We start from the raw sequence: 13,142 nt of genomic DNA, 5'->3' as shown, positions 1-13,142 counted from the left end.
GGGAACATCCGGCCAACGCGACCACACGCAAAGCGTGTTGCGTCGCTTTCGTATCTGCGACATCATGAAGCGCCGGTGTCGTGGGGATCCTCAATGTCGAACAGGTTTACGCAATACATCTTGGCGGCGATGGTGCTGGGCATCATCATGGGTGCGGCGATCTACAACTTCCTGCCCGACACGCGCGCCGACTGGGCCTCCTCCATCAACCTGATCGCCGTGATCTTCCTGCGCCTGATCAAGATGATCATCGCGCCACTGGTGTTCGCCACGCTGGTCGGCGGCATTGCGCATATGGGCTCGGGCTCCAAGCTCGGCCGCATCTTCGCCAAGACCATGGGCTGGTTCGTCAGCGCCTCCTTCGTCTCACTGATGCTCGGTCTCGTGATGGTCAACCTGCTTCAGCCCGGCGCCAACTTCCCCGGGACGCTGCCGGACAAGGCGCAGTCGACCGGCCTGCCGGTCTCCGCCTTCTCGATCGAGAAATTCCTCACCCATCTGATCCCGACCTCGATCGCGGATGCGATGGCGCAGAACGAGATTCTGCAGATCGTGATCTTCGCCGTGTTCTTCTCGGTGGCGATGGGCTCGATGCCCGAGCGCTCCAAGCCGATCCTGGCGCTGATCGACGATATCGGCCACATCATGCTCAAGGTCACGGGCTATGTGATGCTGTTCGCACCGTTCGCGGTCTGGGCCGCCATCACGGCGACAGTCGCCAAGAACGGCTTGCTGGTGCTCTGGAAGCTCATCGTCTTCATGGGCGGCTTCTATCTCTCGCTCTCCATCCTGTGGGCCATCCTGGTTGTGGTCGGCTTCATCGTGATCGGGCCGCGCTACGCCCATCTGCTGAAGCTGATCCGCGAGCCGCTGATGATCGCGTTCTCCACCGCGAGCTCGGAAGCGGCCTATCCGAAGACACTGGAGGGTCTCAACCGCTTCGGCGCCTCATCGCGGATATCGAGCTTCGTGCTGCCGCTCGGCTACTCCTTCAATCTCGACGGCACGATGATGTACTGTACCTTCGCGAGCATCTTTATCGCGCAGAGCTACCACATCGACATGCCGCTCGGCACGCAGCTTGCGATGCTCGCGACGCTGATGATCACCTCGAAGGGCGTCGCCGGCGTGCCGCGTGCCTCCCTCGTCGTGATCGCCTCGACGCTGTCGCAGTTCGGCATTCCCGAGGCGGGGCTGTTGATGATCATGGGCATCGATACCTTCCTCGACATGGGCCGCAGCGCCACCAACGTGATCGGCAACACGCTGGCGACCTCGGTCGTGGCGAAATGGGAAGGCGAGCTCGGGCCCGAGCACGCAATGGGACCGAGCGACGCCGTGCCCGACGACATGGTGCCCGGCGAAGTACCTGCGATGGCCGGCCATTGAAGGGAGTGCGACATGCGCCCTTTCACGGCGATTTCGGGCGGTCTGTTGCTGGCGGCATGCCTGCTGGCAACCGGCGCCTCGGCCCAGACCGGCGGCAGCGAAGGGCTTAGCCCGACGCTGTCAGCCATCAAGAATGCGCACACCGTGCGGCTCGGCTATCGCGAGAGCTCGCCGCCGTTCTCCTTCCTCGATCAGGCGGGCCGCCCGATCGGCTATAGCCTCGAGCTCTGCGAGGCCGTCGTCGAGGAGATCGGCGTCGAGGTTGACGATCCCAATCTGAAGATCGCCTACGTCAAGGTCACCTCCGACGACCGCATCGACGCCGTGCTCCAGAACAAGATCGACCTGGAATGCGGTTCGACCACGGCCAATGCCGAGCGCGCCAAGCGCGTCGCCTTCTCACCCCTGATGTTCGTCGCCGGCACCAAGCTGATGGTGCCGAAGGCGTCAAGCGTGCAGTCGTTGGCCGATCTGAAGGGCAAGACCATCGTGGTGACGAAGGGCACCACCAACGAGCAGGCGATACGGGCGGCCGACAAGAAGTCCTCGCTGGGGCTGAACATCGTCGTCGGCGCCGACCATGAGCAGTCGTTCCAAATGGTCGTGGACGGCAAGGCCGATGCATTCGCGACCGACGACATCCTGCTCTCGACCCTGATCGTGCGGCACAAGGCTCAGGACAAGTTCCGCGTCACCGGCGATTACCTGTCCTACGACCCCTACGGCATCATGTTCCGCAAGGGCGAGCCGCAACTCTCGGCCGTGGTCGAGCGCACCTTCCGCAGGCTCGGCTCCAACCACGACCTCGTCCCGCTCTACAACAAATGGTTCACCGCGCGGCTCCCCACCGGCGAGCGGCTGAACGTGCCGATCTCGCTGCAACTCGAAGAAGCCTTCAAGGCGATGGATGATTCGGCCAGCGCGAATAATTAGCGCGTGTGGCTGCGACGCTTGCGCCGCGATCTCGATGCACCATCTCCCCTTGTGGGAGAGGGTGGATTCGATGCGAAGCATCGAAGCCGGGTGAGGGGTTCTCTCCGCGAGTTAAACTTTCACTTGTATGCGCGGATAGAACCCCTCATCCGGCGCTTCGCGCCACCTTCTCCCACAAGGGGAGAAGGATTGCAGCCAATGCGTGGCGTTCAGCTTATCTCCTCAAACAACCGGTCCAGTGCGGCATCGTACGTCGCCTGCACCAGCTCCGGATGCAGCTTCCCCAGCGCTTCCATCATCACGCCCGAATTGATCTCGAGCACCTTCCAAGCGCCGTCGACACGGACCACGTCGATCGACGCGAAGACGATGCCGATGGCATTGGCGGCGTCGATCGCGAGGTTTGCGCAAGCAGCGTAGGCTTCACCGCGTTCATCGCCTTCCATGAGCACCGGCTGCGCGCCGGCATCGAGATTGTGTCGCCAGTTCAAGATGCGGCGCTCACCTTTGGGCACAATCGCGTTCACCTCGCGCGCGTCGAGCTCGCGGAGCTGTTTGTCCTGTCCCGCCGCAGCCGCAAGTTCGGTCAATTTGCGCACGCCGTCGCCGAGCACCGAGGAGCGCTGCTTGCGGTAGACGATCATCGGCTTGCCATCGAGCAGGATCACGCGGACCTCCTCCTCGATTTCGACATAGGGTGCGATCACGAGGCCGAGGCTCGACGAGAACACCTCGCGCACGGCGCGATCGAGCTCGTCGCGGGTTGTCGCCTTGAACACCGCGCGCCCTGACGTTCCCTCGTTGGGCTTGACCACGACGCCTTGCGGATTCTGCGCGAGCAGATCCAGCATCGCCTCATGCCAGCTGGCGCCGGCAACGTGCGCGCCCAGGCTCGGGTTGAGGAAGAGGTGATGGGGAATACAGGGCACGTTCTCCAGCGCCAGCACCTCGGCCGTCGCCGACTTGTCGTTGGCGAGGCGGTGCGCAATCGCGCTGTTGAGGCCGATGTCGTAGCCGAAGGCGAAGTGGCGCGTTTTGCCCCGGCGCATCGCAACCAGCCAGCCGCCGGAGCGGAGGTCCACCGCGATGCCATGACGTCCACAATAGTGCCGGATCGCCTGGACGAAGATGCGTTCGCCGCTTGCCATGTCTTGTTGCTATATCCTGGACCGTTCCACCTGTCGAAGGCAGCCAAAATACGGAAAGAGCCCGAAACCCGGCCGAAAATCAGAGCTATTCTTAATGAAATTCTCGCGAGCCGGCCGGAAATTAAGTGCTGCCATCGGGCCTCTTAGGGAAAAGAAATTGCCCCTCGCGACCGATGCGCAGCAGATTCGTTAACGGCACGACCAATTGCGCGCAAATGCCGGTTTGATCGGCGTCAATTGCGTCCGAAACGAGGTTGATTATTGGCCTCAATGGCGTAGATCACATCCGAGAAATCCTCCGCCATGGCAAGTGGTGCTCGCCTCGCTTCAGGGGCCGTGCAACGCTTTTGTTCAAAACCGCAAATATTCGGAATATCGAAAATCATGAGCGCGTTTTACCGAGAGAAGGTTCTTTCCGTCCAGCACTGGACCGACACGCTGTTCAGCTTCCGTGCCACCCGCGATTCCGGCTTCCGTTTCCAGAACGGGCAGTTCGCGATGATCGGCCTCGAGGTCGAAGGCCGTCCGCTGCTCCGCGCCTACAGCATGGCGAGCGCCAATCACGAGGAAGAGCTCGAGTTCTTCTCGATCAAGGTTCAGGACGGCCCTCTCACCTCGCGCCTGCAGAAGATCAAGGAAGGCGACACCATCCTGGTCGGCCGCAAGGCGACCGGCACGCTCATCGCCGACAATCTCATTCCCGGCAAGCGGCTCATGCTGCTCTCGACCGGCACGGGCCTCGCGCCGTTCGCGAGCCTGATCAAGGACCCCGAAGTCTACGACCAGTTCGAGAGCATCGTGCTGGTCCATGGCTGCCGCCAGGTCTCCGAGCTCGCCTATGGCGAGCAGCTCGTCGCGAATTTGCGCGAGGACGAGCTGTTCGGGCCGCTGCTGTCGGAGAAGCTGGTCTATTACCCGACCGTAACCCGCGAGCCGTTCAGGAACCGCGGCCGCATTACCGACCTGATCAGCTCCGAGCAGATCTTCAACGACATCGGCCAGGCCCCGCTCGACATCGAAACCGATCGCATCATGATGTGCGGCAGCCCGGCGATGCTGGAAGAGCTGCGCACCATGTTCGAAGGCCGCGGCTTCGCCGAAGGCTCGGGCAATACCCCCGGCCATTTCGTGATCGAGAAGGCGTTCGTCGAGCGCTGAGTCCGCTGTCCCGCCCACGCGGGACGGCTTCGCCTCACGCTCACCCGTCGTCCCGGACAAGCGCGCCAAGAGCGCGCGCCGCGAAGACTCGGAGTGATAGCTTCCTCTGAGCCACCAAATCCTGTGGTTATAGGTCCCGGGTCTGCGCGTTCGCTTGCCCGGGACGACGGCTGAGACTGCGGCCGCTCTCCGCATTCCCCTCACCCCTCTATTGCGGTGCAGCAGCCCGCCCTCCCGGCGGATTGATCTGCGCCGGCCGAATTCGCTAGCCTGTAACGCAAGCCCCGTCATATCCGTAAGACGGACGCGGGCGTATCGTACCCCGTCATTCCGATGAGAGGATGTGATCGTGGCCGACGAAAATAGCAAAGCGCCAAAATCGAGCCGTGGGCCCCTCGAAGAGGGGGTCATGGAAACCTTGCTGCTTCCATTCTCGCCGCGCTTCATCGTTCTGACGATCTGCGCGGTGTTAACCGCGCTCCTGATCGGCATCGGCCTTGCCGATCGCAAGATCTTCGACATCCTGCTGATACCGATCGTGATCTTCGGCGCACTGACGCTGCTCGGCGTCCGCGACCTCCTCCAGAAGGGCCACGCGGTCCTGCGCAACTACCCGATCTCGGCGCACATCCGCTTCCTGCTCGAAGAAATTCGTCCGGAGATGCGCCAGTATTTCTTCGAGAGCGAAAAGGACGGCATGCCGTTCTCGCGCGACATCCGCGCTGTGGTCTATCAGCGCGCCAAGATGCAGCTGGACAAGCGCCCTTTCGGTACCCAGGAGGACGTCTATCGCGAGGGCTATGAGTGGATGCATCACTCGGTCTCGCCGAAGGCGCATGCCGAGGAGAGATTCCGCGTCGTCATCGGCGGCCCCGACTGCAAGAAGCCTTATTCGGCCTCGGTGTTCAACATCTCCGCGATGAGCTTTGGCGCGCTCAGCCCGAACGCGGTGCGAGCGCTGAATGCCGGCGCCAAATTGGGCGGATTTGCGCAGGATACCGGCGAGGGCGGCTTCAGCCCCTATCACGCAGAGATGGGCGGCGACATTATCTGGGAGATCGGCTCCGGCTATTTCGGCTGCCGGCATCACGACGGCACGTTCGATCCGGAGGCGTTCGCGCGGGTCGCCAGCGCAGACCAGATCAAGATGGTCGAGCTCAAGATCAGCCAGGGCGCCAAGCCCGGCCACGGCGGCGTGCTGCCGGCGGCGAAGGTCTCGGAAGAGATTTCCAAGATCCGCGGCGTTGCGATGGGCGAAGACTGCATCTCGCCGGCCTCGCACCGCGCCTTCTCCACCCCGGTCGGCATGATGCAGTTCGTCGCCGAAATGCGCAGGCTTTCCGGCGGCAAGCCCGCCGGCTTCAAGCTCTGCATCGGCCACCCCTGGGAATTCCTGGCGATCTGCAAGGCAATGATCGAGACCGGCATCTATCCGGACTTCATCGTCGTGGACGGCAATGAGGGCGGCACCGGCGCCGCGCCGCTGGAGTTCATGGACCATCTGGGCATGCCGATGCGCGAGGGCGTCAATTTCGTTCACAATGCGCTGATCGGCATCAATGCGCGCGACCGCATCAAGCTCGGCGCGTCCGGCAAGATCGCGACCGCCTTCGACATGGCGCGCGCGATGGCGATCGGTGCCGACTGGTGCAATTCGGCGCGCGGCTTCATGTTTTCGCTCGGCTGCATCCAGTCGCTGAGCTGCCACACCGACCGCTGCCCGACCGGGGTCGCCACGCAGGATCCGACGCGGGCCCGTGCGCTCTACGTGCCGCTCAAGATCGACCGCGTGCACAATTATCACCATGCCACGCTGCACTCGCTGGCCGAGCTGATCGCCGCGGCGGGTCTCGAGCATCCGCAGCAGCTGCGCCCGATCCACTTCAGCCAGCGGACGTCTACGACCCAGGTGAAATCCTTCGCGCAGCTCTATCCGTCGCTGCGCCCGGGCGAGCTGCTCGAAGGCACGGAAGACCCGCGCTTCCGCGACGCCTGGCAGATGGCGCGGGCGGAGGCGTTCCAGCCGGCGCCGTGAGCGTGGCTATGCGTTGGGAGTGCGCCGGCCAGCCTGCGTAAATTGATCGCGAACAAGGTTGGTGCTAAACGTTTCATTCAACTTTGGGTATAGTTTGCCCCCATGGACGAACGACGCAATAAATCCAGGCATCGCGTGCTGAAGGCCGGAACGATCGAGTTCGGCGGCGGCGCGATCGACTGCGCGGTGCGCAATTTTTCGGACACCGGCGCAGCGCTCGACGTCACCAGTCCGATCGGTATCCCCGAGCATTTCACCCTGGTCATCCAAACCGACGGAACGCATCTGCCCTGCACCGTGGTCTGGCGCAAGGAAAAGCGGATTGGGGTGAGGTTTGGGTGAGGGTGAGTTTGGTGTGAGCACACGCCACAACCTCCGATGTCGTCCCGGCGAAGGCCGGGACCCATACCCCCAGGGAGAAGTCGTAGCGCGAGATCTGAGTTAGCGAGTCTCCGCCAAACTCGGTTCGGTGGTTATGGGTCCCGGCCTTCGCCGGGACGACGAGAAGAATTCAGCACACCAACTCACGCCGCCGCCTGCTCACCGCTCCTTGTCGCTAGAATCTTGTCGATCCTCCGGCCATCGAGATCGACCACCTCGATATGCCATCCGCCGAAGTCGAAGGCATCGCCGACATTGGGCAGCACGTTGAACTGTTGCAGCACGAGGCCCGCCACCGTGTTGTAGCGGTGCGGCGGCAGCTCGATGCCGAGCAGCTCGCCGAACTCGTCGACCGGCATCCAGCCGGCGACCAGCAGCGAGTCATCCGCACGCTTGACGTAAGCCGGCTCCGGCGGCCCCTCTTCGGAATGGAACGCGCCGACGATCGACTCCAGGATATCGGCCGCGGTGACCACGCCTTCGAACGCGCCATACTCGTCATAGACAAAGCCGACGTGAACTGGTGCAGATCTCAGGATCGCCAGCACGTCGCGGGCATCCGCTGATGCGGGAATGCCCGGCGCCTCGCGGACAAGTGCTCGCAGGTCAGGCGTGCGTTCGCTCATGAAGGCGACCAGCAGGTCCTTGGCCTGGAGCACGCCGATCGGCGTGTCGCGATCGCCATCCGAAGCGGGAAAGCGCGAGTGCGGGCTTTTTGCGATGATCTCTCGGATGGTCTCGGGCGGATCGTTCAGGTCGATCTCGTCGACTTCCGTGCGCGGCGTCATCACTGCGCCGACCGGCCGGTCGCCGAGCCGCATCACGCCGGCGATCATCTCCTTCTCGCCGGGCTCCAGCACGCCGGCGCTCTCGGCTTCGTGGACGAGGTGGTGGATTTCGTCCTCCGACACCTTCTCCTCGGCCTTGCCGCCGCGGCCGAGCAGCGTGAGGATCACCTTGCCCGAGAGATCGAGCAGAACGACGAGCGGCAGCGATATCCTTGCCAGCCAGTGCAGCGCGGGCGCGACCTTGACCGCAATGCTCTCAGGATCGCGCAGCGCCACCTGTTTCGGCACGAGCTCGCCGACGATCAGGGTGGCGTAGGTGATGAGCGTGACCACGATGCCGACCCCGACGATATCGGCAATGCCCGGCGACAGCCCGAGCTCGACCAGCCACTGGGTCAGCCGCTGCCCGAGAGTCGCGCCCGAGAATGCGCCCGAGAGCACGCCGACCAGTGTGATCCCGATCTGCACCGTCGAGAGAAACTTGCCGGGATCCGCCGCCAGCGTCAGCGCCCGCTCGGCGCCGCGCACGCCCTTGGCGGCGAGCATCGAGAGCCGGGCCGGGCGCGACGACACCACGGCCAGCTCCGACATGGACAGCAGGCCGTTGATGACGATCAGGACGACGACGATGACGAGTTCGACGGAGAGCATTGACGTTCCAAGGTAAGTGGGTGTGGCCTGATGGCCTGGCAAAGCATTGATATAAGTATTTTGCCGGCAATTGCCGGCGAATTCTGTCGCACCCGCCATCGCAAAGGAACCTCCACCGGCTCCAGAGCCCCGCGACGACCCCCGCGGAACTACGGTGCTGCCGTTGCTTAACGGGGCCTTAGCCGGCGCCCGTTAGGTTTTCCGGCATTGCAGACATGTATTCGGGGATCACGATGCGAATTGGGAAGCTTTTCGCGCTGTCGATGCTGACAGTGACGGTTTTCGCAGTCATCCTCGGCGCCGAGGTGCTGGTGCCTCAGACACGGATCTACGCGAGCCGCTCGGACGCGATCAAGACGGTCGACGCTTTCGGTGCGACGCTGATGGTCAGCCAGTACGTTGCCGGCCTCCGGGCCCCCTACATCGGACCGATCTTCCAGGAAGCGGTTGCGACGCAGGCCCAGATCGAAGCTGCGGCAAAGGCCGCGAAGGCTGCCGACGCAGCATTCGAGGCGGCAAGGCGGGCTATCATGGCGCTGGAAGACGGCGGCGCGATGGCCGAAAACCTCGACGGTGCCGCGCGGCGGCTCAAGGAAATCTACGGGGCGGCAGATCGCGCGATGGGCGTTCCTCTTGCGGCGCGCGACAGCGCTGCGACCAAAGGCTTCCTGCCCGGCGTTGCCGAGGTTCTCGGCAAGATCGAACCGATCATGAACCGGCTCGAAGCGAAGGTCGTCAATGCCGATTCTTCGCTCGCGGCGTTGCTGAGCCTGGCGCGAACGGCGCAGGATCTGCGGGTCTCGGCCGGCAGCCGTGCGGCCACGCTGTCGCCGCCGCTGTCCGGCCGCCGCCCGCTGGCGGCGGCCGAATTGTCGCTGATGGATCGCATGCAGGGACGTGTGGAGGCCGACCGCGAGCGCATCGAGGCCGGCATCGACCAGCTCGGAAGCCCACCCCGCATTGCCACCGCGCTGAAGGCGGCGACGGAATCTTATTTCGGAAAAGCAGCGCTCGCCGTGGATAAGGAGATGCCCGCGGCGCGCAGTGACGGCAAATATGGCATTGGCGCTGACGAACTGGCAAAGGTCATAGTGCCCGCCATACAGATGTTCTACGGCGTGCGCGACGCCGCGCTGGCGGAAGCAGCCGAGCGCGCCTCGGCCGCCCGCGACGGTGCGCTGGCGATGCTCGCGCTCGCCGGCGTCGCAGTGCTGGCGCTGCTCGGGACGCTCGCTGGCGTGACCATGATGCTGCGCAACCGCGTGGTGACGCCGCTGAGCCGGCTCGCGGACGTGATCGGAACGCTCGCTGCCGGACAGCACGAGGTCGAGATCCCCGTAACGGGCCGCAATGACGAGATCGGCCAGGTGGCGGGCTCGCTGCAGCACTTCAAGGACTCGCTGGTCGCCCAGAAGGCCACCGATGCGGCGGCTGCAATCGAAGCCGATGCGAAGCTTCGGCGCAGCCAGCGCGTGGACCAGATCGCGCGCGAGTTCGAAGCCATGATCGGCGACGTCATCAACACCGTGTCGTCGGCATCCGCACAGCTCGAAGCGTCCGCGGGAACGCTGACGAGCACGGCGGAGCAGTCTGAACGGGTCACTGCGACCGTCGCGGCTGCATCAGAACAGGCATCCGCCAACGTGCAGACCGTTGCCGCGGCTGCGGAGGAAATGGCGTCCTCGGTCGACGAGATCAGCCGGCAGGTTCAGGACTCGGCCCGCGTCGCCGGCGAGGCGGTGCAGCAGGCGGGGCGGACCAACGATCATGTCGGCGAGCTGGCCAAGGCCGCGGGGCGGATCGGGGACGTCGTCGAGCTGATCAGCCAGATCGCCGGCCAGACCAATCTTCTGGCGCTCAACGCCACCATCGAGGCGGCGCGCGCCGGCGAGGCCGGACGCGGCTTCGCCGTCGTCGCCTCCGAGGTCAAGGCACTCGCCGAGCAGACCGCCAAGGCCACCGGTGACATCAGTCAGCAGATCGCCGGAATCCAGTCGGCGACCGAGGATTCCGTCGGCGCAATCAAGGCGATCGGCGATACCATCACCCGAATGTCCGAGATCGCGTCGGCGATCGCCTCGGCGGTCGAGCAGCAGGGCGCGGCGACACGGGAGATCTCCCGCAACGTGCAGCAGGCGGCGCGAGGCACCCAGCAGGTTTCCGCCAGCATCGTCGACGTGCAGCACGGCGCGAGCCAGACCGGATCATCGTCCTCCAACGTGCTCGCGTCCGCGAGATCGCTGTCCGGAGAGAGCGGTCGTCTCAAGCTCGAGGTCGGAAGATTCCTGGACGCGATTCGCGCCGCTTAGAACTCGAACACCTCTCCCCGCTGGGGAAGGCAATCGCATTCGAGGAGCGACCGGCCCATCCTTCGGGACGCCCGCTTTGGCGGGCTCCTCAGGATGAGGGCGGAGTGCGCGGCAGCAATTTCGAAGGCACCGATGCCGCTTAGCCTCATCCTGAAGAGACCGCTGGAAGCGGTCGTCTCGAAGGACGAGGCGCGCATTCTGCCGTCAAGAAGCCATATGCTGCCCGCCAGGAGGTGAATGCCGACGGCCGATCGAGCCCGCGCTTGCGCCGCGATCAGAACTCGCCGTGCAGCCGTCCCGAGATCACCGATACCGGTCCGCGGTCGGCGTTGTAGGCGGGATTGACGATGAGCTGGTAGTCGGCGGTGAGGGTGAAGCTCTTGTTCAGCGCGTAGGCGTAATAGGTCTCGAGGATGCGCTCCTTGCGGTAGTTGAGCGCTCCGTCGCCGACGAGCACGCCGAGGCCGCCGGCGGCCAGGAAGTCGCGATAATCCTGCGAGATGGCATTGATGGCGCCGCCGATGCCGATCACGTCGTCGGGCCGGCCCCATTTGGTGCCCTTGATCGACAGGCCGCCGGACAGGCTGCGGTTGATATCGGTGAAGGCAATCGTTTCGGATTTGCCGTCGTTCCAGCTCCAGCGGCCGAACAGTCCGACATCGTCGGTGATGGCCTGTTCGAGATTGACGACATAGCCGACCTTGATGCGGCCGCGCCGGGTCTGCGTGATGTCGAGATTGAGCGCAGGATTGTCCAGCGTTTCGCGGAAGCTGCCCATATTGGCGCTGTCGACCCAGCCCATGGTCCGGAGCTTGCCGGGTTGGGAGAACAGCGAGTAGCGCGTCTCCAGCTCGACCACATACTGGCCGCGCTCCGGCACCTTGGTGTCGAAATGATTTGAGTTGGACTCCGCGATCATCAGGAAATAGCCACCGCGCAGCGCCCATTGCTTCTGGTTGAGCTCGGCGGTGACACCGTAGGTGAGGCCGACCTTGTCGGCGGAATAGTCGAAGGCACCCGGCGCCCATATCGACCAATTCATGAAATCCTTGCGGGCGTCCTTGGCGTAGGCGTTGCCATCGAACACGTCAACCACTGCGAACTTGCCAGCCTGCACGGTGAGGCGGGAAACATCGACTTTCTGCCCAAGCTGCAGCTGGCCGCTCGCAAGCTCCTCCTGCTCGCCGCCGAAGCCGAACGTCTGGCGCAGGAACAGACGTGAGGTGTTGTAGTGCGGGTAGGGGAAGTTCGATTTCTGCGCTTCGCCACTGGGGAAGCCGGCTGCGCCCACCGTATCGTCCAGTCCAAATCCCTGCAGCAGCTCCGGATTGTAATAGACCTCGCCGCCCTCCCACAGCCGCGCGTTCAGGAACAGGCTGTTGCTCCAGGTCGCCTTGGCCTGCGCCGAGGGAGACAGAGAGTTCGCGCCGCTGTAGCGCGCGGGGAACGACGGATAGCCCTGCGGCAGATAAGTGCCCTGGCCGTGAATCTCCCAGCGATCGGATTCCGTGTCGGTCAGCGCGCTTGTCGGATTGTAGCTCGGCATGCCCGGCCAATCGACCTTGCGGTTGAGCCCGAGCCTGACCGACTGGAAATCGAGCGGCGAGGAGGTGTATTGGGCGCCCGAGGAGAAGGCGACATTGGCGCTGTCGAAGCGGCTGTAGAGATATTCGAGCCGCGCGCTCCAATGCGGCGCGAAGCCGTATTCGATGCCGGCGCCCGCGATCCAGCCGGGCCGCGTGTTCAGGATCTTCGGGATTTCGCCGACGGCCGGCGTGTCGAAATAGCGCTCGCCCATCCATGCAAAGCCGCCGGTGGCATAGGCCAGCCACGGACCCCTCGTGTAGCCGACGCGTCCGCGCAGACTAGCGGTGTAGTCCCATTGCTGGGTGACCGCATTGGCGGGAGTTGCCAGCGCGGAGACGATCGAGTTGGAGGTGATGTAATTGGGAAACGAGAAATCGCCTTCGACGCCGACCAGCCAGCCGGAGTTGAGCCGGTAGTTGTAGCCGGCCTGCACGCCGCCGATCATGCCGCTGAAGACGCCGCTGCCGTTGATCCCCGTGCCGTCGTTCAGGGCGAAGCTGGAGGAGCCGTAGCCATAACCGACATGCGCGCCGATATAGAGGCCGGTCCAATCATGGATGGCCTTGAGCGCAGCCGCCTTCAACGGCAGATCGGCCGCGTGGGCCGCGGCGGAAAACCCCAACAGGCCTGCGGTCGCCGCCGCGGCGGCCGGTGAGCTCGGCCATGACGCCGTTGGCCTCCATGCCGGTGGCGAGCATGTGGCCGTGATCGCGATAGCCGGTGATGAACTGATCGCCCAGCTTCAGGGCCATCTGCATGCCGA

Annotated in this window: 10 protein-coding genes and 1 pseudogene; 6 read left to right on the top strand and 5 right to left on the bottom strand. The window is 64.2% G+C overall.

Annotated elements, in window-relative coordinates; genetic code table 11:
- Window positions 1-93: 93 nt before the first annotated feature.
- Complete coding sequence (locus GWG65_RS15075) at window positions 94-1,389, top strand: dicarboxylate/amino acid:cation symporter (RefSeq protein WP_275196352.1); 1,296 nt, start codon at window positions 94-96, stop codon at window positions 1,387-1,389.
- 12 nt (window positions 1,390-1,401) lie between these two features.
- A complete protein-coding gene (locus tag GWG65_RS15070) occupies window positions 1,402-2,322 on the top strand; it encodes an amino acid ABC transporter substrate-binding protein (RefSeq protein WP_275196351.1) in 921 nt (306 codons plus the stop codon).
- Window positions 2,323-2,531: 209 nt separating this feature from the next.
- On the opposite strand, the gene GWG65_RS15065 is transcribed toward GWG65_RS15070, so the two are convergent.
- The gene (locus GWG65_RS15065) at window positions 2,532-3,470 is read right to left on the bottom strand and encodes a RimK-like protein (protein WP_275196350.1); all 939 of its coding nucleotides are present in this window, start codon (window positions 3,468-3,470) and stop codon (window positions 2,532-2,534) included.
- 233 nt (window positions 3,471-3,703) lie between these two features.
- Window positions 3,704-3,856 carry a hypothetical protein gene (locus tag GWG65_RS15060; RefSeq protein ID WP_275196349.1) on the bottom strand — a complete coding sequence of 51 codons (153 nt, stop codon included), beginning with the start codon at window positions 3,854-3,856 and terminating at the stop codon, window positions 3,704-3,706.
- Between GWG65_RS15060 and GWG65_RS15055 the strand changes: the two genes are divergently transcribed.
- The 3 genes from GWG65_RS15055 (at window position 3,855) to GWG65_RS15045 (ending at window position 7,005) form a co-directional block, all read left to right on the top strand.
- Entirely contained in the window at window positions 3,855-4,628 is a 774-nt protein-coding gene (locus GWG65_RS15055; RefSeq protein WP_275196348.1) for a ferredoxin--NADP reductase, read from the top strand. The two genes, GWG65_RS15060 and GWG65_RS15055, sit on opposite strands and share 2 nt — an antisense overlap.
- 409 nt (window positions 4,629-5,037) lie before the next feature.
- Entirely contained in the window at window positions 5,038-6,663 is a 1,626-nt protein-coding gene (locus GWG65_RS15050) for an FMN-binding glutamate synthase family protein (RefSeq protein ID WP_275196347.1), read from the top strand.
- Window positions 6,664-6,765: 102 nt separating this feature from the next.
- A complete protein-coding gene (locus GWG65_RS15045; RefSeq protein WP_275196346.1) occupies window positions 6,766-7,005 on the top strand; it encodes a PilZ domain-containing protein in 240 nt (79 codons plus the stop codon).
- 182 nt (window positions 7,006-7,187) lie between these two features.
- Here the strand turns inward: GWG65_RS15045 and GWG65_RS15040 are convergent, their stop codons facing one another.
- The gene (locus GWG65_RS15040) at window positions 7,188-8,483 is read right to left on the bottom strand and encodes a hemolysin family protein (RefSeq protein WP_275196345.1); all 1,296 of its coding nucleotides are present in this window, start codon (window positions 8,481-8,483) and stop codon (window positions 7,188-7,190) included.
- 233 nt (window positions 8,484-8,716) lie between these two features.
- Between GWG65_RS15040 and GWG65_RS15035 the strand changes: the two genes are divergently transcribed.
- Window positions 8,717-10,792, top strand: coding sequence for a HAMP domain-containing methyl-accepting chemotaxis protein (locus tag GWG65_RS15035; RefSeq protein ID WP_275196344.1), 2,076 nt, complete (start codon window positions 8,717-8,719; stop codon window positions 10,790-10,792).
- Between the two features lie 274 nt (window positions 10,793-11,066).
- Here the strand turns inward: GWG65_RS15035 and GWG65_RS15030 are convergent, their stop codons facing one another.
- Entirely contained in the window at window positions 11,067-12,968 is a 1,902-nt protein-coding gene (locus GWG65_RS15030) for a carbohydrate porin (RefSeq protein ID WP_275196531.1), read from the bottom strand.
- A gap of 46 nt (window positions 12,969-13,014) precedes the next feature.
- Window positions 13,015-13,142, bottom strand: a pseudogene (locus tag GWG65_RS15025) (thiamine pyrophosphate-dependent enzyme); the annotation flags it as partial.

The organism is Bradyrhizobium sp. CSA207, from assembly GCF_029051685.1.
Classification (GTDB): domain Bacteria; phylum Pseudomonadota; class Alphaproteobacteria; order Rhizobiales; family Xanthobacteraceae; genus Bradyrhizobium.
This window is presented reverse-complemented; position numbering and strand designations above follow the sequence as displayed.

Excerpts from the sequence above, each read along its gene's own strand:
- GWG65_RS15035 (WP_275196344.1), top strand. The coding sequence starts at position 8,717 with ATGCGAATTGGGAAGCTTTTCGCGCTGTCGATGCTGACAGTGACGGTT.
- GWG65_RS15045 (WP_275196346.1), top strand. The coding sequence starts at position 6,766 with ATGGACGAACGACGCAATAAATCCAGGCATCGCGTGCTGAAGGCCGGA.
- GWG65_RS15075 (WP_275196352.1), top strand. The coding sequence starts at position 94 with ATGTCGAACAGGTTTACGCAATACATCTTGGCGGCGATGGTGCTGGGC.
- GWG65_RS15055 (WP_275196348.1), top strand. The coding sequence starts at position 3,855 with ATGAGCGCGTTTTACCGAGAGAAGGTTCTTTCCGTCCAGCACTGGACC.
- GWG65_RS15050 (WP_275196347.1), top strand. The coding sequence starts at position 5,038 with ATGGAAACCTTGCTGCTTCCATTCTCGCCGCGCTTCATCGTTCTGACG.
- GWG65_RS15060 (WP_275196349.1), bottom strand. The coding sequence starts at position 3,856 with ATGATTTTCGATATTCCGAATATTTGCGGTTTTGAACAAAAGCGTTGC.
- GWG65_RS15070 (WP_275196351.1), top strand. The coding sequence starts at position 1,402 with ATGCGCCCTTTCACGGCGATTTCGGGCGGTCTGTTGCTGGCGGCATGC.
- GWG65_RS15040 (WP_275196345.1), bottom strand. The coding sequence starts at position 8,483 with ATGCTCTCCGTCGAACTCGTCATCGTCGTCGTCCTGATCGTCATCAAC.
- GWG65_RS15065 (WP_275196350.1), bottom strand. The coding sequence starts at position 3,470 with ATGGCAAGCGGCGAACGCATCTTCGTCCAGGCGATCCGGCACTATTGT.